Source organism: Herbaspirillum sp. GCM10030257, from assembly GCF_042666555.1.
Taxonomy (GTDB): domain Bacteria; phylum Pseudomonadota; class Gammaproteobacteria; order Burkholderiales; family Burkholderiaceae_D; genus Noviherbaspirillum.
Window position 1 is genome coordinate 90,109 of sequence record NZ_JBHTDH010000002.1, and the last position, 21,287, is coordinate 111,395.

The 21,287-nt window shown below is 54.4% G+C and carries 22 protein-coding genes; 17 read left to right on the forward strand and 5 right to left on the reverse strand.

All coding sequences use genetic code 11. The features are described from left to right. From ACFQUU_RS02930 to ACFQUU_RS03005, 16 genes are all read left to right on the forward strand, one after another. The gene (locus ACFQUU_RS02930; RefSeq protein ID WP_382242420.1) at window positions 1-1,230 is read left to right on the forward strand and encodes a type II secretion system F family protein; all 1,230 of its coding nucleotides are present in this window, start codon (window positions 1-3) and stop codon (window positions 1,228-1,230) included. Between the two features lie 5 nt (window positions 1,231-1,235). Further along, a complete protein-coding gene (locus tag ACFQUU_RS02935; RefSeq protein WP_382242422.1) occupies window positions 1,236-1,796 on the forward strand; it encodes a type II secretion system protein in 561 nt (186 codons plus the stop codon). Between the two features lie 4 nt (window positions 1,797-1,800). Further along, window positions 1,801-2,427: a hypothetical protein gene (locus ACFQUU_RS02940; protein WP_382242425.1), complete on the forward strand. Its 627-nt coding sequence runs from the start codon at window positions 1,801-1,803 to the stop codon at window positions 2,425-2,427. Window positions 2,428-2,572: 145 nt separating this feature from the next. Further along, window positions 2,573-2,953, forward strand: coding sequence for a type II secretion system protein (locus ACFQUU_RS02945; RefSeq protein WP_382242428.1), 381 nt, complete (start codon window positions 2,573-2,575; stop codon window positions 2,951-2,953). Between the two features lie 734 nt (window positions 2,954-3,687). Beyond that, window positions 3,688-6,660 carry a DUF6701 domain-containing protein gene (locus ACFQUU_RS02950; protein ID WP_382242431.1) on the forward strand — a complete coding sequence of 991 codons (2,973 nt, stop codon included), beginning with the start codon at window positions 3,688-3,690 and terminating at the stop codon, window positions 6,658-6,660. Then, window positions 6,660-7,196: a Tfp pilus assembly protein FimT/FimU gene (locus ACFQUU_RS02955; RefSeq protein WP_382242434.1), complete on the forward strand. Its 537-nt coding sequence runs from the start codon at window positions 6,660-6,662 to the stop codon at window positions 7,194-7,196. The genes ACFQUU_RS02950 and ACFQUU_RS02955 overlap by 1 nt, the downstream gene beginning before the upstream one ends. Beyond that, window positions 7,186-7,701, forward strand: coding sequence for a prepilin-type N-terminal cleavage/methylation domain-containing protein (locus ACFQUU_RS02960; protein WP_382242437.1), 516 nt, complete (start codon window positions 7,186-7,188; stop codon window positions 7,699-7,701). Before ACFQUU_RS02955 ends, ACFQUU_RS02960 begins: the two co-directional genes overlap by 11 nt. Further along, window positions 7,698-8,636, forward strand: a complete 939-nt coding sequence (locus ACFQUU_RS02965) for a PilW family protein (protein ID WP_382242440.1) — start codon at window positions 7,698-7,700, stop codon at window positions 8,634-8,636. The genes ACFQUU_RS02960 and ACFQUU_RS02965 overlap by 4 nt, the downstream gene beginning before the upstream one ends. Beyond that, window positions 8,633-9,127 carry an MSHA biogenesis protein MshP gene (locus ACFQUU_RS02970; protein WP_382242443.1) on the forward strand — a complete coding sequence of 165 codons (495 nt, stop codon included), beginning with the start codon at window positions 8,633-8,635 and terminating at the stop codon, window positions 9,125-9,127. Before ACFQUU_RS02965 ends, ACFQUU_RS02970 begins: the two co-directional genes overlap by 4 nt. Before the next feature lie 186 nt (window positions 9,128-9,313). Next, a complete protein-coding gene (locus tag ACFQUU_RS02975) occupies window positions 9,314-10,225 on the forward strand; it encodes an agglutinin biogenesis protein MshI (protein ID WP_382242446.1) in 912 nt (303 codons plus the stop codon). After that, a complete protein-coding gene (locus ACFQUU_RS02980) occupies window positions 10,222-10,920 on the forward strand; it encodes a PilN domain-containing protein (protein ID WP_382242448.1) in 699 nt (232 codons plus the stop codon). The genes ACFQUU_RS02975 and ACFQUU_RS02980 overlap by 4 nt, the downstream gene beginning before the upstream one ends. Next, on the forward strand, window positions 10,917-11,630 hold the full coding sequence (locus tag ACFQUU_RS02985; protein ID WP_382242451.1) for an MSHA biogenesis protein MshJ: 714 nt from the start codon (window positions 10,917-10,919) through the stop codon (window positions 11,628-11,630). Before ACFQUU_RS02980 ends, ACFQUU_RS02985 begins: the two co-directional genes overlap by 4 nt. Beyond that, complete coding sequence (locus ACFQUU_RS02990) at window positions 11,615-12,010, forward strand: MSHA biogenesis protein MshK (protein ID WP_382242454.1); 396 nt, start codon at window positions 11,615-11,617, stop codon at window positions 12,008-12,010. The genes ACFQUU_RS02985 and ACFQUU_RS02990 overlap by 16 nt, the downstream gene beginning before the upstream one ends. Then, window positions 12,010-13,776, forward strand: coding sequence for a pilus (MSHA type) biogenesis protein MshL (gene mshL / locus ACFQUU_RS02995; RefSeq protein WP_382243357.1), 1,767 nt, complete (start codon window positions 12,010-12,012; stop codon window positions 13,774-13,776). Before ACFQUU_RS02990 ends, mshL begins: the two co-directional genes overlap by 1 nt. Window positions 13,777-13,781: 5 nt before the next feature. Next, window positions 13,782-14,675, forward strand: coding sequence for an ExeA family protein (locus tag ACFQUU_RS03000; RefSeq protein WP_382242457.1), 894 nt, complete (start codon window positions 13,782-13,784; stop codon window positions 14,673-14,675). Continuing rightward, on the forward strand, window positions 14,672-15,952 hold the full coding sequence (locus ACFQUU_RS03005; RefSeq protein ID WP_382242460.1) for a tetratricopeptide repeat protein: 1,281 nt from the start codon (window positions 14,672-14,674) through the stop codon (window positions 15,950-15,952). The genes ACFQUU_RS03000 and ACFQUU_RS03005 overlap by 4 nt, the downstream gene beginning before the upstream one ends. Window positions 15,953-15,977: 25 nt before the next feature. On the opposite strand, the gene ACFQUU_RS03010 is transcribed toward ACFQUU_RS03005, so the two are convergent. The 4 genes from ACFQUU_RS03010 to ACFQUU_RS03025 all read right to left on the reverse strand — a co-directional run bounded on the left by ACFQUU_RS03010 (window position 15,978) and on the right by ACFQUU_RS03025 (window position 18,912). Continuing rightward, complete coding sequence (locus ACFQUU_RS03010) at window positions 15,978-16,571, reverse strand: TIGR00730 family Rossman fold protein (protein WP_382242463.1); 594 nt, start codon at window positions 16,569-16,571, stop codon at window positions 15,978-15,980. 162 nt (window positions 16,572-16,733) lie between these two features. Next, the gene (locus ACFQUU_RS03015; protein ID WP_057291655.1) at window positions 16,734-17,399 is read right to left on the reverse strand and encodes a TetR/AcrR family transcriptional regulator; all 666 of its coding nucleotides are present in this window, start codon (window positions 17,397-17,399) and stop codon (window positions 16,734-16,736) included. A 139-nt stretch (window positions 17,400-17,538) separates the two neighbouring features. Then, window positions 17,539-18,096, reverse strand: coding sequence for a phasin family protein (locus tag ACFQUU_RS03020; protein ID WP_382242466.1), 558 nt, complete (start codon window positions 18,094-18,096; stop codon window positions 17,539-17,541). Between the two features lie 345 nt (window positions 18,097-18,441). After that, on the reverse strand, window positions 18,442-18,912 hold the full coding sequence (locus tag ACFQUU_RS03025) for a fasciclin domain-containing protein (RefSeq protein ID WP_382242469.1): 471 nt from the start codon (window positions 18,910-18,912) through the stop codon (window positions 18,442-18,444). Between the two features lie 387 nt (window positions 18,913-19,299). On the opposite strand from ACFQUU_RS03025, the gene corA reads away from it, so the two are divergent. After that, a complete protein-coding gene (gene corA / locus ACFQUU_RS03030) occupies window positions 19,300-20,265 on the forward strand; it encodes a magnesium/cobalt transporter CorA (RefSeq protein ID WP_382242472.1) in 966 nt (321 codons plus the stop codon). A 60-nt stretch (window positions 20,266-20,325) separates the two neighbouring features. On the opposite strand, the gene ACFQUU_RS03035 is transcribed toward corA, so the two are convergent. Beyond that, a complete protein-coding gene (locus ACFQUU_RS03035) occupies window positions 20,326-21,270 on the reverse strand; it encodes an esterase/lipase family protein (protein WP_382242475.1) in 945 nt (314 codons plus the stop codon). Between the last annotated feature and the right edge of the window lie 17 nt (window positions 21,271-21,287).

Genomic DNA, 21,287 nt, shown 5'->3' on the forward strand with positions numbered 1-21,287 from the left:
GTGCCGTATTTCTCCTATAAAGCGCGCAATTCAAAAGGAGAGCTACTCAAGGGCGTACTCGAAAGTATCGACAGCAATGCCGTTGCAGAACAGCTGCTCAATACCGGCGTCACGCCAGTCGAAATTGTCGCCACCAGAAAGCCCGCGTCCAATACCGAGAACAATGCGGTTGCAAAGCTTTTCGAGCCGAAAATCCGTCCTATCGACGTGCAGCTGTTCAGCCGGCAGATGTACACGCTGCTGAAATCCGGCGTGCCTATCTTCCGTGGCCTGGCCGGGCTGCAGGAGTCGGCGATCAACAAAAGTTTCGCCAAGGTGCTCAAGGACCTGCGAGAAAGTCTCGATTCGGGCCGCGAGCTATCGGCTGCGATGAGAAAACATACCGGCATCTTCAGCTCCTACTACGTCAGCATGGTAAGGGTAGGCGAGATGACGGGACGGCTCGACGAGATCTTCCTTCGGCTGTTCAACCATATGGAATTCGAGCGCGACATGCGCGAACGGATTGGATCGGCCATGCGATATCCGTCGTTTGTTGTCGTCGCCATGGTCATCGCGGTAGTCGTCATCAATATCTTTGTCATTCCCGCGTTCTCTCGCGTGTATGCTGGCTTCAAGGCCGAGCTGCCGATCATGACCAAGATTCTGATCGGCACGTCGAATTTCATGGTCAATCAGTGGCCGCTTCTCCTTGCCCTGGTTGCGGCCACCGCCATCGGATTCAAGCTGTATATCGGTACGCCGGCTGGCAGGTACAAGTGGGATAAACTAAAGCTGCGTCTTCCCCTGGCCGGTGGGATCATTCATAAGGGCACTCTCGCACGCTTCGCGCGCAGTTTTGCGCTTGCTTCACGCAGCGGTGTCCCCATCGTGCAGGGCTTAAGCGTCGTATCTCAGGTCGTCGATAACGCCTACATCGCCGGACGCATCGAACAGATGCGCGATGGTGTCGAACGCGGTGAAAGCGTACTTCGAACTGCGACGACGACCGGCGTCTTTACGCCTATCGTTCTGCAGATGATCGCCGTCGGCGAAGAGACAGGCGAACTCGACGACCTGATGGAAGAAATCGCCGCCATGTATGAACGTGAGGTCGACTACGAAGTAAAAGCGCTGAGTGCCAAAATCGAACCTATCCTGCTTGTCGGTCTCGGCATACTGATCCTTATTCTGGCGCTTGGCATCTTCCTGCCGATCTGGGATCTGGGCAAGGCAGCATTGAATAAATAAATCTAATGCAAATTAAAAAGGGGAAAACGGTAGTGCCAGTCCGTTCCAGAGCGCGTGCTCTGGGCTTTACCCTTTTCGAATTGATTCTTTCCCTCATGGTCGTGTCCCTGTTTGCGGGGAAGCTGGCGGAACGTTTCGTGGATTATCAGGAGCAGGCTGAAAAGGCCGCGATGGAGCAAACCGTCAATTCCATCCGAAGCGCACTCAATATCCGGATGGCGGCACTCATCGCAAGAGGGCGTAGCGAGGATGTACCCAAACTGCTTGAGATTAATCCGTTCACTTTGTTGAGTGACCAGCAGAAGAACTACGCCGGTGAGCACTATGAGGTGCAGCCCGGCACCATACCGGCCGGAAGCTGGTACTACGATTTGAAGGCGCGGCAGGTGGTCTATCTGGTTCAGCGAGGCGACCAGTTTGTCTCTTCTGGTGGTGGTAAAGCCATCCGTTTTAAAACGGGGCTGGCCTACAACACTCCTTTGCCAGGGGAAAAAAACGATAGGGCAGGCGACGTCGGCGGCGTAACGTTTAGAGAAGTACAGCCCTATAAATGGGAGGTCAGGTAAAGCAATGCTGCCCGATATGGAGATGGACCTGTTCAACGATATTGTCTGGCGCTCGATGTTGCTCCTGATATGGGGCGGCAGCGTGATCGCGGTATTGCTGGGCTTGGGACTGCTGATCGCGCCGGCACAAACGGAAAAAATCAACTGCTATTGGAGTCGCTGGATAGACATGGGCTTGGTGAACAAGACCATTGGTAAACCGGGGCAGCTTGAACGATGGGCTTACCGGCACCATCGGATTGTCGGGATATCGATTTTGTTCGGGTCACTGTATGTGTTGAATGCTTTCCTGCTGCGGTCGGGAAGAATGAAGATGGAGCGTTTGGCCAGCACAGATCCGTTTGGACTTGTTGACGCCGTATGGGTATTTTTTGTGATCGCCGGGGTGCTAAGCGCTTTCTTTGGTGCCGTCATCGCCTTCAAGCCGAGCATCTTGCGCGACTTGGAAGTCGCCTTAAATAAGTCTGTTTCTTTAAACAATTTATTCGCGCAGTACAGCCGTTTTTACTTTGTCGTAGATAAATATTTCTTCCAAGGAAGAAAGTTTCCAGCGTTTGCTCTTATTGCTTGTGGCCTGTACGTATTCATCCGATTAGGAGGAGTGTTGCTGGGAGGCGATTGGCGCTTATAAAGTGTCGAAATATGCAGCGATTTCTTTACACTTAATTGACAGCAGGAAAAAAAACTGCAACCATCTTTTCAGTGGGAAACTCCCCGATTGGAGCTGCGGCTCCATTTTACAAGGCTGCGGCCTTTACTTGATTAAAGGGAATAAAATGAAAATTAAGCAAAATGCCCAGTCGGGATTTACCCTGATTGAATTGGTGATGGTGATTGTTATTTTGGGGATTTTGGCGGCGACGGCATTGCCAAAATTTGTGGATCTCAAAGATGACGCAGCTACTGCTGCGGTCGAAGGAGTGGCCGGTGCACTTGGTGCGGCCTCAGGTATAAATAAAGCAGCTCGCTCAGCAAAAAGTACAAACGGAGTTGCAATTACAGGATGCGCAGATGCTAAAGATCTTTTAGAAGGTGGGCTCGACGCAAAATATAAAGTTACAGCGGGTACTGTTACAGGCGGAACTCAGGTATGTACAGTTGAGTCGGTTGACGACTCAACAAAAACAGCTGACTTTACAATCCACATTATTTCCTAAAGATAAATTAGAAACCCAAACGGGAACATGAGATTGGCTTATTTAGTAGACACCAATGTTCCCGTTATTATTGGTTTCTAATAGAGGTTTGTAAAAGCTGCTTATTTATATTAATCACTGATAAACGTTACTATCGCAATTTTTTACCCTTTATTCGTTGATCCAGTTGGATAATTGGATGAGGCATAGGTGCCGCATCTTTAGTGTTGAAACAAATACGCGCTTAATGAGCTGTACGCTTCGTACTCAATACCGCATAAACTTTTTATTTCGCTTCGTATGTATGTCAATTAAGTGTAATGATTGCTTCAACAATCGTTTGTCTTCACAAAAACGCGCAAGACTTTAATTTGCCGCGATACATATTTCTCAGTTTTATTACGAAGGTAAAGCTCTGTAGTGTTATAGCTTGGACTGTAGCTATTTTTCTTGTTCTTTTAAGCAGTTCTGCCCACGCCGCCTGCTCCGCGAAGTGGGGCTCCCCCCAAAAAGTCTGGTTCAACGAATACTTCTTCGGCTCTGGCGGAAGCGCGCCACCCAACTTCCTTGAAGTCTACTCTAGTAATAACGCCTTCCCGGCAAGCTGGCAAGGCTGGAGTATTGACGTCTATACCGGCAAAGATACTAAAACCACGTATCCGCTCAATACATCGAAAGCAATTGCCTGTACCGTCAGCAACAAGACCTGGCTCACTACCAACGTACCAGGCGGATTGCGACAGCAGAATGCGCTCGTGCTTCTCAAGGATAATGAAGGCGCCTATGTTGACGCCTTTGTTTTCGATAATTCTGCACCTCCCGAACCGTGGCCGGGATCTCCGGCAAGCAGCTGGTTTCCTGACCTTGACAGCCCGTCAGGTTGTCCCGAACTTGCGAAGTCGTTGACATCGCAGGCCGAAGCTTCGGCCTCAAAACCCAAGCAGTTCAACATGCTGGTGCTGAATAATTACGGCAACAAGGATATGGCGCGGGATCCCGACGGCGGACCCAGGTGGGATCTGACGAGTAATACTGGATCGGGGACGACATACACGCAATGCGTGAGCAATAACACCAACTTTACCAAGACCGTCGACAATGCCACGCCTACGCCCGGCAGTACGGTGACCTTTACGCTCAATCTAGCCAATACGGGCAGCTCCACAATGTCGGGTGTCAAGATCACCGACTTTCTGCCGCCGGTATTGACTTATATTTCGTCCACGCCGTCCAATGTGCTTGATCCTCCCGTCACTACGGGTACTTACACGGCGACAGATCCCAATACCGGGGTTTCCAGCACGGCGACGTCGATTATCTGGTCTCCTGCCTCTGTCGCTGCCGGCACCGTCTCCAAGTTGAATATCAAGATGCAGGTTCCGGCCGATGCTAAGGTAGACCACACCTATGTCAATACGGCCCAGACGATCGCCGGGCTTACTGATAACCAGACGGATTTTGCCAATATCACCATCGGATCGCCAAATACGCCCAGCTTTGCCATCAGTGTCAGTCCGGCCACCTCGACGACGTGTACGCCGGCGCTGCGCGGACCCCAGGTAACGATCACCGCCATGAGTGCTGCCAATGGCACTGGCACACCCTTAAGCAGTTACAACGGCACCGTAACCCTGACTGCGTCTACGCCTAACCTACGGTGGTATAACACTGCCGGTGTACGTTTGTCCGGCAACACAGTGACATTGACAAATGGTTCGGTGATCTTGTATCTGGGGGATTCCGTTGCCGAAACCGTCACGGTTTCGGCGGTGGATGCAGTCTATGCATCGCCGTATGTGATGCAGGGATCGTCCGGCAATATCACATTTACAGACGATTCGACCGGCCTGACACTCACGGACGTCGACCTGTTGACGCCGACCTATGGCGCGGTTGCCGGCAGACCGCATGCCGTGCGGGCAACCGTTTCCACATGTGAAAGCACCACAACGACGACGGGCCAGTACAGCGGAACCATCTATTACGTGCCTGGCTTGAACCATCCTGCCGGTGCCACAGGCCCGACCATCAATCCCAGCTCGGCATCATGCCCCGGTACTGTTGTGCCGCCGTTGACAACTGGCGGCACGCCAATCACGCTTAATTTTTCCACAGGACAGGCCACGTTCTACCTATGCACAACCGATGTCGGGCAATATGCGTTGAATTTGAAATTGAACGGTATACCTAGCGGCACCAATACAGTCACAGGCATATCTTCTAATTTCACCGTGCGTCCTTTCGTCATTACTGCGACAGGATTTACAGCTGGGTCGACAACCAATCCCGCCGGCACCGGCGCCTTTGCCAGAGCCGGAGCACCATTCAGCGGGACCTTGAGTGCGTGGCGCTGGGTGGCAAGCGCTGATACTCAAAAATCCGATGGTACGAGTGTGCAACGCGGCGACGGGATACCGGATACAGGTATTACCACCGCAACCATCGCCACGGCCAATCCCGGACTGACTGCAAGTTTCAATGGCACGACCAACAACGCAGGAGTGGTTAGTCTGGCGCCTGTGCTGGCGCCTCCTGTAAACGACCCCACGGATACGACCGTCTACACACTTGGCACGTTATCACCGACTACGGCAACGCTGGCCTCCGGCACGGCGGCGCTGACAAATGCGTTCAGTTACAGCGAAGTCGGCAATTTCAAGGTCGGTGGGAATGGTGGCAGCACCTATGCGGTGACGAACTATCTGGGCGCAGCAAAACTGAATGTGCCGATTCTCAGCGATGTGGTAGGACGCATCACGCCAGACCATTTCACGGTGACGGCGCCAGGCATCAAACGGCGACTGGGCTGTGAGCCTGAGTCGACGTTCACATACATGGATGAAGCTTTCAGCCTAGACTTTATACTCACCGCGCGCAATGCAAGCGGTGGAGTAACGAAAAATTACCGTAACAGCTACGCTTTCCTCAATCCATTTAGTCCCTCTGATGCCGGATTTGCTACGCAGTGGACCTCTACCGTAGCAGGAGCCAACGGTTCCTTTGGTCTCGGCGCCTTCCAAAATTCAACGGATTATTCAAGCCGTATGAGGGCTGTTTCAGCTGCTGCTGGTGGCTGGATCAACGGTGCCAACAAGTTCAGCGCAAACGTGATATTCGAGAGAGTTGCTGTACAGGACGGTCCGTTCCCAAACTTGGCCATAGGTATTGTTCCCCGCGATACCGATGGCATTACGGTCAAAGCAAGCGATCTGAACCTGAATGCCAATCGGGTTGCGCTGGCCAACAACAATCTTCGCTTTGGCCGGCTGGCACTGTTCAGCGCGTCCGCACAAGGGCAGGCAAATGTCACGCTGCCCGTGCAAGCACAGTACTGGAGTGGAAAGTCATGGATACTTAACAACGCTGACAGTTGCACGCGCATTGCTGCCGGTGCGTTGCGCGCGGCGAACTACCGGGACGCCAAGAGCAACACGATGTCTGCATGGCCGGTGACGCTGGGAGGCGATGTTCAGATTACCGGTGGCCTGGGAGCGATCACATTGACCAGACCCGGTACGGTCAACGCCGGCACCGTCGATATCTGCGCTGACCTGGGCACGGATCCGAGCGATGGTGTCGCGTGCGCAGCAACAGCCGGGAGCCACGATTATCTCAAGGGAAAATGGGCGCCGGGCACCACTTTTCAAAACGATCCGGCCGCACGAGCGACCTTTGGCATCTATACCCCAGAGACAAGAAGAGCAGTCCACATCCGGGAGCTGTTCTGATGGTCCGCATTACTCGGCATGGCCGGCGCAGCCAGCATCAGATTCAGATGCGCCGGTGGCCGGCCCACAGGTGGTCAAGCCATTGCCAGACCGGGTTTACTCTGGTTGAACTGGTGATGATCATGGTGCTGATCGGCATTCTCGCGGTGGTTGCCTTGCCGCGCATGTCAAATACCGATGACTTCAGGGCGACGGCGTTTCGTGATGAAGCGGTCGCCGCGCTGCGCTACGCACAAAAATCCGCGGTCAGCCACCGCAGGCTGGTTTGCGCGGACATCGCGGCCGACAGCGTCACCTTGCGCATTGCAGCGACCAATCCGGCCACAGCCTGTACGGCAACGACCCTGAATGCGCCAGACGGGCAAAGTCCCTACGCAAAAACCACAGGCAACCGGATCTCGTCCGGCACGGGACAAATCTACTTCCAACCTTCCGGCGTGGTCACGTCAAGCGCCGGGGTCATTACCGATTACTCGATCGGCATCACTGGCCTCACATCGATCACCGTGGTGGGGGCAACCGGTTATGTCAATTAGACGGCAAACCGGCATGACTATGATCGAGCTGGTGATGGCGATCGTTATCCTTGGTGTCGGTATCGCAGGAGTGATGAGCGCTTTTACGACCGTGGTTAAAAGCAGCGCCGATCCGTTGATCCGCAAGCAGATGCTGGCGATTGCCGAAGGCATGATGGAAGAAATTAGCTTGCAACCCTTTGCAGCCGCCGCCCCGGCACAGGCCAACGCATCGGGACCTTGTCCTGCGCGCGAGGCGTTCAATGACATTCTCGACTATAACGGCCTGCAAACCACAGTCGGTTTCTGTGATACGACCGGCACGCTGATTCCGGCGCTGTCCAGCTATAACGTCGCTGTAGCGGTGAATCAGGCAGGCATTCTGAATACGGTGTCGGGCAATGGCAATCTTGCTGGCGGCAACGTGTACCAGATTACCGTGACGGTGACGCACGGTGCCGAATCTCTGGCACTGGTCGGCTGGCGTACCAATTATGCAGCGGGACTGCCGCCTGACGAACCATGAACAATCCTGCCACGCATAAGAGAGCGGAAATACATGAGCACAGGAGGGCAAGCTCAAGCATAGGCGTTCGCGGCTTCACCCTGGTCGAACTCGTGATCGTCATTGCCCTTACCGGTGTTATTGCGGCGGGGCTGATGGTCTTCTTCATTCCGGCAACAAACAGCTATTTCGATGCGCGGCGCAGGGCCGGTCTGACCGACAATGCCGATACCGCACTGCGGCGCATGGCGCGTGATATCCGGATGGCGGTGCCGAATTCGATCCGCAGCCCGAGCAACCATTGCTTTGAGTTGCTGCCAACGATTACCGGGGGACGCTATCGCCTGGCGTCGGATGTCACCAACGACGCCGCCACCTGTACGACTGCCACCTGCAGCATGCCGCTCGATACATCGCAGCCATCGACCGGTTTCGACGTGTTGTCGCCAATGTCGACCTTGCCTGCCGTCGGCGACTGGGTTGTGATCGGCAATCAGAATCCGAATGACGTCTACGCGGGTACAACCAGGGCCGCAATTACAGCGATTGCCAGTTCGCCGCAGGCGACGTTCGGGCAGCAGCGGCTCTCGTTCAACGCTCATCAGTTCCCGCTCGGTTATGCAGGCGGACGATTCAGCATCGTTGCCAATAATGGCAATGCGCCCGCAGTCTTTTATGTCTGTGAGGGAGCGGACGGCACCGTCGATGCGCAAGGCAACGGAAAGGGCACGTTGTACCGGCTGCATCATGGCTTTACGCCGGCTTATCCGACAGCCTGTCCGGCGACAGCGGATGCTGCCGTGGTGACCAGGAATGTCAGAAGCTGCAATTTTGTTTACAACCCCACTATCGGTAGTACGCAGCAACGTGGCTTCGTCTGGATGCAACTCGACCTGAGCGACAGCAACGAAACCGTATCGTTGTCGTTTGGGGCTCATGTGGACAACGTGCCATGACAAGACAGGGATCGCAAAAAGGTTTTGGTGCCATTGCGGCAATTGTCGTGCTTGTCATTCTCGCCGCCCTTGCTGGAGCGATAGTCAAGTTCGGTACGGCACAGCAGCTCGGTTCGGCACAGGACATTGAATCGGCCCGTGCATGGCAGGCGGCGAAGGCGGGGACGGATTGGGGCCTGTTCCAGATCTTTCAGCCGACTGGTATCTGGCGCACTGCGGGCAACTGCAATGGGGCCGCACAGACCTTGAACCTGACCGCAGTCAATGGCCTCCGCGTTACCGTGCGCTGCACGGCAACGGATAATTTTGTTGAGGGTGAAACGGCGGCGGGTACGCCACAATCGGTACGGGGTTATCGGGTTGAGGCAATAGCGTGCAATTCCTCAGTCTGTCCGGATAACAATGCCGCCACCACGGCGGGCTACGTTGAGCGTGCGCGACAGGTAATTGCCTTTTGTCCGATAGGCACAAATCCGGGCGATTGCCCATAGGGGATTTCCACTAACACCCACTTTAGTTTCTATTTGGAAATAGATTAAAACAAGTCTGTTGGTTTGCTGATTGACATAGGGAAATTGATTGACAGCAAGGGCTTATTCCCATAAGTTCAGGTGGTTTCTCATCTTCACTTCGACAGCATGTTTTCCTTTGCAAAAACTAAAAAAAATCCGGGATGGATGGCCGTTAGTTTGCACGCAGACGGCATTTGCGCCGTTCATGTTGTCCGACCGCCAAATGGCAAGCCGAGGGTCGAATCCGCGGTCTTCGAGCCGCTGGAAAACCTCTCTGTCGCTGATGCATTGGACAAGCTTGGCAAAGGGCTTAGTCTGTCGCATTACCATTGTTCCACCCTGCTGGGTCCGCGCGAATACCAAATGCTGTCAGTCGAAGCGCCATCCGTACCGCCCGAGGAACTCAAGGCGGCGATCCGTTGGCGTATCAAGGATATGCTGGACTTTCACATCGATGACGCCACCATTGATGTACTTGACGTTCCCACTGATAAAAATTCATCAAGTCGCACGCACACCATGTACGCAGTGGCGGCACGCAATAACGTTATTCAGACGCGACAGGATTTGCTGGGAGGCGTCAAGATCCCCTTGTCGGTCATTGATATTCCCGACATGGCACAACGCAATATCTCGGCTTTGCTGGAGCCGGAAGGTCGCGGTGTCGCATTTCTTTCCTTTGATGCAGAAGGTGGCTTGTTGACGGTCACCTATTCGGGTGAACTCTATCTGACGCGGCGGATTGACGTTTCGCTATCTCAGTTGCAGCAGACCTATGGGGATGACCGCGTTGCCTGCCATGAAAGAATCACACTCGAACTGCAGCGTTCGCTGGATCACTTCGAGCGGCAATATCAGTTCGTCACGGTAACAAGGCTTTTTCTCGCACCGCTTGGCGAAGGAGGCGAGTCCTTGCGCAATTACCTTTCGACGAACCTGTATATTCCCGTCGAAAACGTTGATCTGGGATCGATAGTCGATATCACAAAAATTCCCGACCTTGGATCGGCGCAGTCGCAGCAGCGTTATTTCATGACGCTGGGCGCGGCCTTGCGGCACGAGGAGAAGACGCTGTGAGTCAGCAGATCAATCTCTTCAACCCGATTTTTCTAAAACAGAAAAAGCACTTTTCAGCAGTCACGATGGCCCAGGGTTTGGGCGCAATCCTGCTTGGCTCATTTGTCGTCGCCGGTTATGCGCAGATGCAGCTGGGTGTGATGCAGGAACAGGCCACTGCCACGGCAACCCAGCTTAGCGCTACCAAGGCCCAGCTGGCAAAAGTCAGCGCAGACTATCCTCCCCGGCAGAAAAGCAAGGAAATTGAAGCGCAACTGCAACATGTGGAAACGGAATTACAGTCACAAACCCAGGCATATGACTTCGTGCGCAGTGGCGGCGTGGGGAATACGAACGGCTATTCCGCGTACATGCGCGCGTTTTCGCGTCAGATTGTCGAGGGACTCTGGCTGACCAGTTTCGGAATCGACGGTGTCGCCAACGAATTCGAGTTGCGCGGGCGCGCTCTGCAGCCTGAACTTGTGCCCACATATATCAGTCGTCTCAAGAAAGAGACGGTCATGCAAGGCAAGTCATTCTCGCAACTGACGATGGTGACTCCGGATGTGGATCCGCCGCCTGGCACGGCGGGGGACGCCCCAGCAGCTGCCGCGGCCAAGCCGGTCCCGGCGCGCTATGTCGAATTCGTACTGAAGTCTTCAGGCGTGACCTCGGATGCCAACAAACAGGCCGGTTCGGGAGCGATCGTACAATGAAAGAATACTGGGAAAAACTCGCGATCAGGATAGACGCACTAAGCTTGCGCGAACGCGCAATGGCCTTCGGGATTGCTGCGCTGGTGCTGGTATCGCTGGTCAACAGCTTTCTGGTTGATCCCCAGTTTTCGCAACAAAAGAAACTGGCCCAGAAGGTCAATGAGGATCAGCAGCAGATTGCGGCAATGCAGGCTGAAATTCGGCAGCGCGTGATGTCGCATGACGTCGATCCGGATGCGTCAATCCGGCTGCGCCTGCAGCAGTTGCTGCAGCAATCGGCGAAGATCAAAAGCGAGCTGGCAGGTATGCAAAATGGTCTCGTTTCGCCGGACAAGATGCCCATGCTGTTGGAAGATCTGCTCAAGCGCGAGGGGCGTCTCCGCCTGAAATCGTTGAAGACGTTGTCGGTCTCGCTGTTGAATGAGCCTCTGGAGGTTGTTCCAGCTCCGGGCGTTGTTCAGGCTGGCAAGCCTGAATCAAAGAATAAGGCCGATCATGCGGAGCCCACGGGGGCCGTATACAAGCATGGCGTCGAGATTGTCGTTGTAGGCAGCTATGCGGATATTACACATTACCTTGAGCAGCTTGAGCGCATGCCATGGCAGCTTTTTTGGGCAAAAGCCAGGTTGAATGTCGACGCCTATCCCGATTCGAGTCTGACGTTGACTCTCTTCACGCTCAGCCTGGATAAAAAATGGCTCAACATTTGAGTAAAACAATTAAAACAGTCACAATGGCCACGATTTATTTGATGGCAACTCAAGCTATGAACGCTGCAGCTCAGGCATTGCCGGATCCGACTCGACCGCCCGCGGCTTTGCAGAAAGATGAGCGGGAAACGGAAAAGGTTCCGGCCGCGCCTGAATTGCAATCCATACTGATTTCGCCCAAGCGACGCGTCGCTACAATCAATGGTCAGATTGTCCATGTGGGGGACAAGGTCGGTGAGGCACAAGTTGTGAAAATCACGGAAAACGAGGTCGTTCTGCGCAATGGAAAGGAATCAAGGACTTTGAAGCTCTTGCCTCAGGTCCAAAGACGGTCCGAACAGGGCCGCAACAGACCAAGAACAGGCAGCGGGCCTCAATGATGGTAAGGTACAGCGTGCAAAAAATTACGTCAGCCATAGTGATTCTGGGATTGGCCGGATGTACATCCGCACCTCCAAGACACGAAACCTTCGATCTGATCAATGCCGAATTGTCCAGGGCGTCCGCCCAGCCTTCGGCACAGGTTGCCCAGCCTGACGCGGTCGCTGCGGCCTTGCTTCCTCCTATCCAGATTGAAGTCCCCAAGCCTCGGCAACCGCTGGAAGAGCGTTTCGGAGTCACGTTCAATAATGTGCCGGCTGCCCAATTCTTCATGGGGATCGTCTCTGGTACGCAGTACAGTATGTTGGTCCATCCTGATGTGACAGGCAATATCTCGGTCAACCTGAAGGATGTGACGGTTCTTGAGGCGCTCGATGCGATTCGGGAATTGTACGGCTATGACTATAAGGTCGAAGGCAACCGGATTTATGTCAAACCTCTGACACTACAAACCAAGGTCTTCCAGGTTAATTACCTGACTGGAAGCCGCAGGGGTACGTCCGATATTCGCGTCACCTCCGGCTCGGTCAGCGATATTTCGTCTGCCGGCACAGGTACTGGCACGAACGCAGGCAACAACACCGCAACTTCACCCATAGGGGGACAACCAGCCGGCGTGACATCGACCACTCTTAATTCGAGCAAGATCAGCACCACGTCGACCAACGACTTCTGGGGCGAGCTTCGCCAGTCTCTTGAGGCGATCATTGGCAATAAGGAAGGACGCAGCGTCGTCATCAGTCCGCAGTCCGGCATCGTGCTGGTCAGAGGGATGTGGGACGAGTTGCGCAATGTGTCGGCTTATCTGAAAGCGACCCAGCTGGCGGTCGACCGGCAAGTCATTATCGATGCCAAAATTCTGGAAGTCGAGTTGAACGACGGATTCCAGTCCGGTATCAACTGGGCCTCCTTTGCATCCATCAACGCGTCGAGCAACAGCCGGTCTTCGCTGGGTATGGTATCGCCGGGCGCCACCCTGTCGCCTCGCCCGCGCGACGGCAGCACTTCGCCTGCGCTCACTGGCGGCAACGCTAATTCGGTCAATGGCATTCCCGGATTTACCCTTGCCGCACCCGCTGCTGCTGCTGGCTCCTTGTTCGGGCTTGCCTTTCAGACGGCTAATTTTGCTGCGTTGATATCCTTCCTTGAGACCCAAGGGAACGTGCATGTGTTGTCCAGTCCGCGCATCGCGACGCTCAACAACCAGAAGGCGGTGCTCAAGGTAGGTCGCGACGAATTCTTCGTGACCAACGTAAGTACGACGACAACGGCGGTAGGCACCAGCAGTACGACCAGTCCCACGGTCACCGTTCAACCATTCTTCTCGGGCGTCGCGCTCGACGTAACGCCACAGATTGACGACAGTGGAAATATCACGTTGCATATTCATCCTTCCGTCAGCAATGTGACAACCGTTGACAAACCGCTGAACCTGGGCGCTGCCGGTTCCTTCAGTTTGCCGCTCGCCTCCAGCACGATTTCTGAAACCGATAGCGTCGTCCGTGGCCAGGATGGACAGATCGTCGCCATTGGCGGCTTGATGCGACAGGCCACTTCATCCGACCGTTCTCAGTTGCCAGGTGCAGGTAGTGCTCCCGGCGTCGGCGCACTGTTTCGCAATACCAGCCAGGCAACACAGAAACGGGAGCTTGTCATTCTCCTCAAGCCCACCATTGTCCAGGGAAGCGCGACATGGGCGCAGGACGTGATGGAGACCCAACAACGAGTGCAGGGAATGGCTCCAAGAAATCAGGCCTCGCAGTAACCAGTATGTATACGTCCCATTTTGGCCTCCGCGAACTACCGTTCGGCATTACGCCGGACACGAGTTTTTTCTTTGCCTGTACCAACTACCAGGCAGCACTTAACACGCTGCTGGTCGCTGTCAAGAACGGCGAAGGCTTTATCAAGATTACTGGTGAAGTGGGTGTTGGCAAGACATTGCTTTGCCGTAAGTTCATGGCGACGCTTGACAAGAGCTTCGTGACCGCCTACGTCCCTAATCCCTATCTTGAGCCGCGCACCTTGATGCTGGCACTGGCGGACGAACTTGAAATTCCGCAGGAAAAAGATGTGGATCAGCATCAGCTGATCAAGTCACTCAATCATCGCTTGCTGGTGCTGGCGGGTGAGGGCAAGCGTATCGTGCTGTGCCTTGACGAGGCGCAGGCCATGCCACTGGAAACCTTCGAGGCGCTGCGTCTGCTAACCAATCTGGAGACGGAGAAGCGCAAACTGCTTCAGATTGTCATGTTCGGTCAGCCCGAGCTTGACAGGAAACTGAACCAGGAAGCGATACGCCAGTTGAATCAGCGCATTACGTTTCATTACCACCTTGGCCCACTGTCGCAGGAAGACACGGAATTTTATGTATCGCATCGGCTAAGTGTTGCCGGATATGCCGGAAGTCGCCTGTTCGACCGCGGCGCTATCAAGAAAGTGTTTGCCACAAGCGGAGGCATACCACGTCTTGTCAATATTCTTTCGCACAAGGCCTTGATGCTGGCATACGGGGAAGGTAAGCAGCAGGTCAATGCTCGCCATATTAAAGCTGCTGCAAACGATACGGGGTCGGCTCGAAAACAGCTGTCGCCATGGATATGGTTTGGCACCGCAGCGCTGGTCGTGGCTGGCACAGGGATGGGATGGGTGTACTTCCAATGAGCCTAATCAATCAAATGCTCAAAGATCTGGACGCCCGGCGCTCAGAAGTGACAGGAACCGATTCGTACGGTCAGCAAATCCGTGCCGTACCGGACCGCAAAGGACTTCATCCAGCCTGGTGGGTGGCAGGATCACTGGCAATCGTATCGTCAAGCCTTCTGGGCTGGGTATTGTTGCGCACGCCGGTGGTAGGTTCCATGTCGGATGCCAAATTGTTTCTCAAGCCGGATACCGCAACAAGCGCGAATGCTCCTGGTGCCTTGCCGACTGCCGAGTCGAGAAAAACGCTTGCACTTCCAGCAGCAGCAAATGCGACGTCAATGCCGGTTCCAGCGATTGAGTCATCAGCAAGCCAGATGCTGGCACCTGATCCTGCCTTGATACGGGCACAAGCGGTACCGCAAGGGGTGAACGTTCCTTCCAAGCCTTCCCCATCCGTTGCTGCTGAAGTCACCGAGAGCCCCAAGGCTAATCAAGCCCCCAAGGCAAAGCCAGTGATAAGTCCTTCCGATGCTGTGGTCGTGAAGGCTGCGGAGGTCCAGCATCCGGAATCGGTACGCGATAAGCGCGGAAAACCTGTCGACATCCCTGAACCTGAACGTATAAAACCTGTTTCTGCGGGACGACCTGCCGTCAATACCTCTACGACGCAAGGCGAGGCACCCTCACAGGCGAATGCCGGCAAACAGATCAAGGAATTCACCCCGCAGCAACGTGCCGAAAACGAATACCGGAAGTCGGTTGATTTACTCCAGCAGGGAAGGACGACGGAGGCGGTCGCAGGTCTGGATAATGCTCTGCAACTCGACCCCAGACATGCGGCGGCCCGTCAGACGCTGGTCGGCGTGCTGATCGAAAACAGGCGCACTGAAGACGCCTTGCTGATTGCCCGTGAAGGTATCGTCATCGATCCCGCCCAGCCCGGCCTGGCGATGATCCTTGCTCGTCTTCAGCTGGAAAAAGGTGAATTGCGTTCGGCCATCGAGACCCTGGATCGCAGCCTTGTGCATGCAAGGGAACGGGCCGACTATCTGGCTTTCCTGGCGGCTTTACTGCAACGGGATGGCCAGCACAGAAAAGCGGCCGATCAGTACCTTCTGGCGCTGCAAAAGTCGCCGCAAAATGGCGTATGGTGGATGGGGCTGGGCATCTCGTTGCAAGCGGAGCAAAAGATGGCGGACGCACAGGAAGCATTCAGGCGCGCCAAATCCAGCAATGGTTTGTCGCCGGAACTGCAGGCATTTGTCGATGCGCGGCTAAGTCAGCTTCAGCGCTAATAGCAACGCGTTGTCCGCCAGTTTTTTAAATGATCTTGCCTGCCGTTACCCGATCGAATGTTTTTTCATATCGCTGCGGACGATAATTCTTCAGTAGCTCGACCAGCGCATCGGGTTCCGGTGCATGCACCAGCAAGCTCGCCTGTTCGGCGCGCAGGAAACGCTCCTGAACGACGTGTTCGAGGAACCGGATCAAGCCATCGTAAAACCCATTGACGTTCAGCAGCCCGATCGGCTTCTCATGAAAACCGAGCTGTGACCAGGTGAATACCTCAAACAGTTCTTCAAGCGTGCCGATCCCGCCTGGCATGGCAACAAATCCTTCCGACAGTTCCGCCATCATGGCTTTCCGCTCATGCATATCCTTGACGATATGCAGGCGTGTGAGGCCGTGGTGGCCCACTTCCTTGTCCATCAATGCTTTCGGGATGATCCCGGTTGCGTCGCCGCCAAGGCGAAGCACTTCATCGGCGATCACGCCCATCAGGCCAACGTTTCCACCGCCGTAGACCAGCGCAATATTGTTATCGACCATGACTTTGGCCAGTCGGCGCGCCGCCTCCGCATAGACCGGAGAGGCGCCAGCGGAAGACCCACAATATACACAGAGAGATTTCATTTCAACTTTGAAAAAGATGCGCCGCACAGTACGGCGTCGTGTTTTAAAGTATAGCGATAAGCGTCAGTACGAGCAGCGGGATGAGCAGAATCGGCGTAAGAACAAGGTTGTAACGCTTATGATCAACGTAAGGAAGAGAACCGAAGACAGAGGATCCAGCGCTTACTTAAGCTTCTTCAGATACTCTTCCGCCAGCTTTTCGAACAAGAGTCGTGTCTCGCCCCGCAAGTAAGGTCCGATCTGGGAAAGCACCTGGTAACAACCGCGCGCCAGCGCTTCGGCCATCGCTTCCTGCTCGCTGTATTTTCGCGGATTGCGCACATATTCATACGACAACCAGTAGGTTGCAACGACCACCATGTTAGTCGCCAGCGCATCGATCTCGAGGTCATTGGCTTCCAGTGCCTGGTCGGCACGCAGCCCGAGGCACAGCTGCTGCGCCACCTTGATCTTGTGCGCAAGGATCTGCTTGAAGTGCAATTCCAGCTTGCGGTTACGGGAGAGCAGGTCGCTCAAGTCGCGATAGAAGAAGCGGTAACGCCATACCAGTTCAAACATCAGGTGCAGGTAAAGCCAGACGTCCTCGATGTTCGGCCGGCGATCGGCGGGTACGGCGAGCATGCGGCCGATCTCCGCCTCGAACTGGGCAAACAGCGAGTTGACGATATCGTCCTTGTTGCGGAAGTGATAGTACAGATTGCCGGGCGAGATGTTCATCTCTTCAGCAATGACGGTGGTGGTGATATTGGGTTCGCCAAATTCGTTGAACAGTCGGAGCGACAGTTCAAGGATACGCTCCCGTGTACGCCGAGGGGCTTTATGTTGCATGCTGGCTGCCTCCCATTTCTATTCTCGTTCTTCGGCAAGGATAACATTGATAAATCGGACAGGATGCAGTCGCGGGCTTTGAAAGGTGGTCATTTGTATTGGGCTTGAAGACTGTCGATCGCTCATTTCGCCAACATGATTATCCAGCCTTCTGTTTTGTTGATTTCCTTGCAGCGGGCTTTGTAGCAAGCCTGGTTTTGGTCGCAACGCCTGATGCCTTTTTGACGGTTTTCTTTGCCGCTGTCTTCGTCGTTACGGGTTTCGCGGTGGCCTTTGCCGTGGGAGTCTTTTTGCCCGAAAGTGCAGCGACCGTTTTGCTTAACTGCTCGACCCGTTTTGTCAGAAGGTCGATTTCGCTTTGCGAAGGCATGCCGAGTCGTTTCAGCGAACGGGCTACGCGCTCTTCGAAGATCTGCTCCAGCTTATCCCATGACCCGGATGCCCGCTTGCGGACGACGTCAGCGGATTTGCCGACAGCAGATTTCGCTCCCCCGGTCTTGCCCTCGACCAGTTGCCGCGCCTGCTGTTGCACCTCGGTGCCTTCCTTGACCAGCTTTGCAAACACTTTGCCGCCGCTGCCATGCGCCTTGGCAAACGCGCCCAGGCCTGCCTGCCATATCTGTTGAGCTGATGCACGCACGGCTTCCGCCAGCTGCTCGTCGTCGGACTGGCTGAGCGCTTTCAACTTCTTGACCATGAGGTTCTCCGTGATGACGAATTGAATCGCCGTTCTATTTCCGCCTATTGTGCATGCTGGCAATTCAGGTGGCAATTATAGTCACTGGAAATAAAAAAGCTTGGAGAGGAGCAGCGCTGGAAATGATGTCCATTGCTGGAAGATTCACGCGTCCGAAAAGACGGCGTGACGTCTTGAATGGAGTTGAATGGCGTACCGGATATATACCGTTGCGCTCTTCCAGTACGACGGTAAAACGCAAGGAGCCGGGCGGAGCGCAAGCTATGATCACTGCTCGCTGCGGAAATGGTCAGAAGGGAGAATGCCTGCGCTTCTGACGCAGGCATCGGTCCTTAGAGCGGGAGCTTACTTCTGAGGCAGGATGACAGTGTCGATTTCATGAATGACGCCGTTATCCGCCATGACGTCGCTCTGGATCACATTGGCGTTCTCGACAGTGACTTTGCCATTGTCTGACGTAAGAGTGACTTCGTCTCCTTGTACGGTTTTCACCTTGCCTGGTTTGACATCCGCTACGGCGATCTTTCCAGGCACCACGTGATGTGTCACGACTTCAGCCAGTTTTTCCTTATCTTTCATCAGGTCGTCCATAGTGCCAGGGGGGAGTTTCTTGAACGCGGAATCGGTTGGGGCAAACACCGTGTATGGTCCCGAGTTCTTGAGCTGGTCGGCTACGCCAGATGCCTGGGCTGCAGAAAGAAAGGTCTTGAACGTGGCTGCCGTGGAAGCAGTTTCGATCAGGTCGGCCGCCCAGCTGGCAGAGCTGGCAAACGACAGGGCAACGGTCGATGCGATCGCAGCGATAATTCGCTTCATGTTGGCTCCTTGTAGTGAGGAAATAAAAGGGCTATGCGCGGCATCGATGGAGCCGCAACTCTGGCGGCGTATCGCGTCATGCAAGTCAGTTTGCATTTGTACGATAAAGTTCCATTTTGATCATATGAAGATGTCGATAAGCAGGCTTTCCGAAATACATGCGGTATAGCCATGCGTTACACATAGTAAAGAATTCTCAGAATTTGATTTCTCTCGGAAAATTTAATTTGTTTGAAGGTAAGCTTTAATAAATTCAGCCGAAAAAGTAATATCCGCGTCCTTTGCAAGCCTGCGTTATCTCCGAAAGGGTAGGTACGATTGATTCGTATTTGCTAACCGGCATGCAATCAGGCATCGCGGTTTAACAAACATTCTCGGAGTCCGTCCATGCTTATCAACTGCGTTGCCTACCAGCACGGAAAACGTCTGGCCGATGTTCCCATAGGCGAGATCGGCACTTATCTTCACTGTCCGGATTGCTTTGTCTGGGTCGCCTTGAAGGATGCGGAGCCCGATGAACTTAAATACATGCAGGATCAGTTCTCGCTGCATGAACTGGCCGTGGAAGATGCATTGCATGGCCACCAGCGTCCCAAGATCGAAGAGTATGGCGAATCGTTGTTCGGTGTCATGCACACAGTGGAAATGGTCGGGGGCGAACTCGTTGTTGGCGAACTGGATGTGTTTGTCGAGGAAAATTATGTCGTGTCGGTCCGCAATCACAGTACCCAGGGATTTCTGGGTGTGCGGGCGCGTTGCGAGCGCGAACCGCAACTGCTGAAGCAGGGATCTGCCTTTGTGTTCTATGCGCTGATGGATGCTGTCGTCGACCGTTATTTTCCCGTCCTTGATGCCATCGAGTCCGAGTTGGAAGTGATCGAGGAAAATATCTTCGCCAGCGGTACCGAGCGCGCCAATATAGAAAGGCTTTATCAGCTCAAAAGCAAGGTGACGATACTCAAGCATGCGGTCACGCCGCTGATGGAGGCGGTCGCCAAGCTGTATGGCGGACGTGTCCCGCGCATCTGCGTCAATACGCAGGAATACTTCCGCGATGTATATGACCATCTGTATCGCATTAATGCATCGATCGATACCATCCGCGATACGATAGGCACCGCAATTCAGGTCAATCTTTCCATGGTGGCGATCAACGGCAGCGAAATCAATAAGCGCCTTGCGGCATGGGCCGCAATCTTTGCTGTCGCGACCGCTTTCGTCGGCATATGGGGAATGAACTTCGAAGTCATGCCGGAACTGCACTGGAAATATGGCTACCCCGCAGCAGTCGGTTTCATCACGCTGCTATGCGGCTATTTGTACTATCGCTTCCGCAAGGCAGGATGGTTATAGCGGGTTGGGAGATACCAAGCCAATGGCAATGCCAATGGCAATGTCAATGTCATACCTGGCCTATGCGGATGCATGGCAACCGGGTACCCCAATCAGATGACGCGATGCGTCGCGAATCTCGCGTATGACGGCAGCCTGGATCACCGGGTGCATTCCCAGGGCGACGTGGCCGATCGCATGGAATTCGATGTTCTTCGCCCCATCAAGATGGGAGGAAGTTTGCGGTGAAATGATATTGTCGTGATGCGAATAGATCGATACGAAAAGGCGATATACCTGCGCATCTTCCTCATTGGCCAGCTGACGCAACCAGTCGCTGGCAAGTCCTTCCTCTTCGGTGGCCGTCCAGCGCATCTGCTGTGTATTGATGCCTACCCCAAAGTGAGCCAGCGCAGTGCCATGGTGCGGGGTGCCGAGGGTAATGACCTTGGCAATGTGTGCGCTGCCGTAATCGCGCAGATACGCACGCGTTGCCAGGCCGCCCATGCTATGCGCAACGATGACAAGCTGTTGCTGCCCGGTCTTTCGGCACAAGGCCTCCGCCGCTTCATGAATTTGTACCGCATAGTCGTCGATACTGCCAATGACCGGTTCCATATCGATCGCATGATGAACGATCTGTGCATCCGACAAAGCCTTGCTCATGGAATGCCAATAGCCGCTGTTGCAACCGTATCCATGTACCAGTAAAACCGGTAACCCTTGCGGGTGATCCGGTACGCGCGTCGAAAAGCCACGGAAGGGCATGGTCCAGGATGACGTAATCATGGACGCGCTAAACTCGCTCATGAACAGGCGAACTGTATCCCATAAGCCGATCCGATATTGCACAGGCAATTTACTCCGTGTGCGCGAGGCCATCACAAAGTTGTTGACTGAGATGGCCATGCGTACCAGCACCACCGACAGTAGACTTAAAACCACTGCGCTCGTTATCCCTGCGCCCGGCCAAACCTGGCGGAACAGAAAATAAAGAGCAGTGGCTGCCAGCAATTGTAATGCCAATAAGTATCGTGTAATCC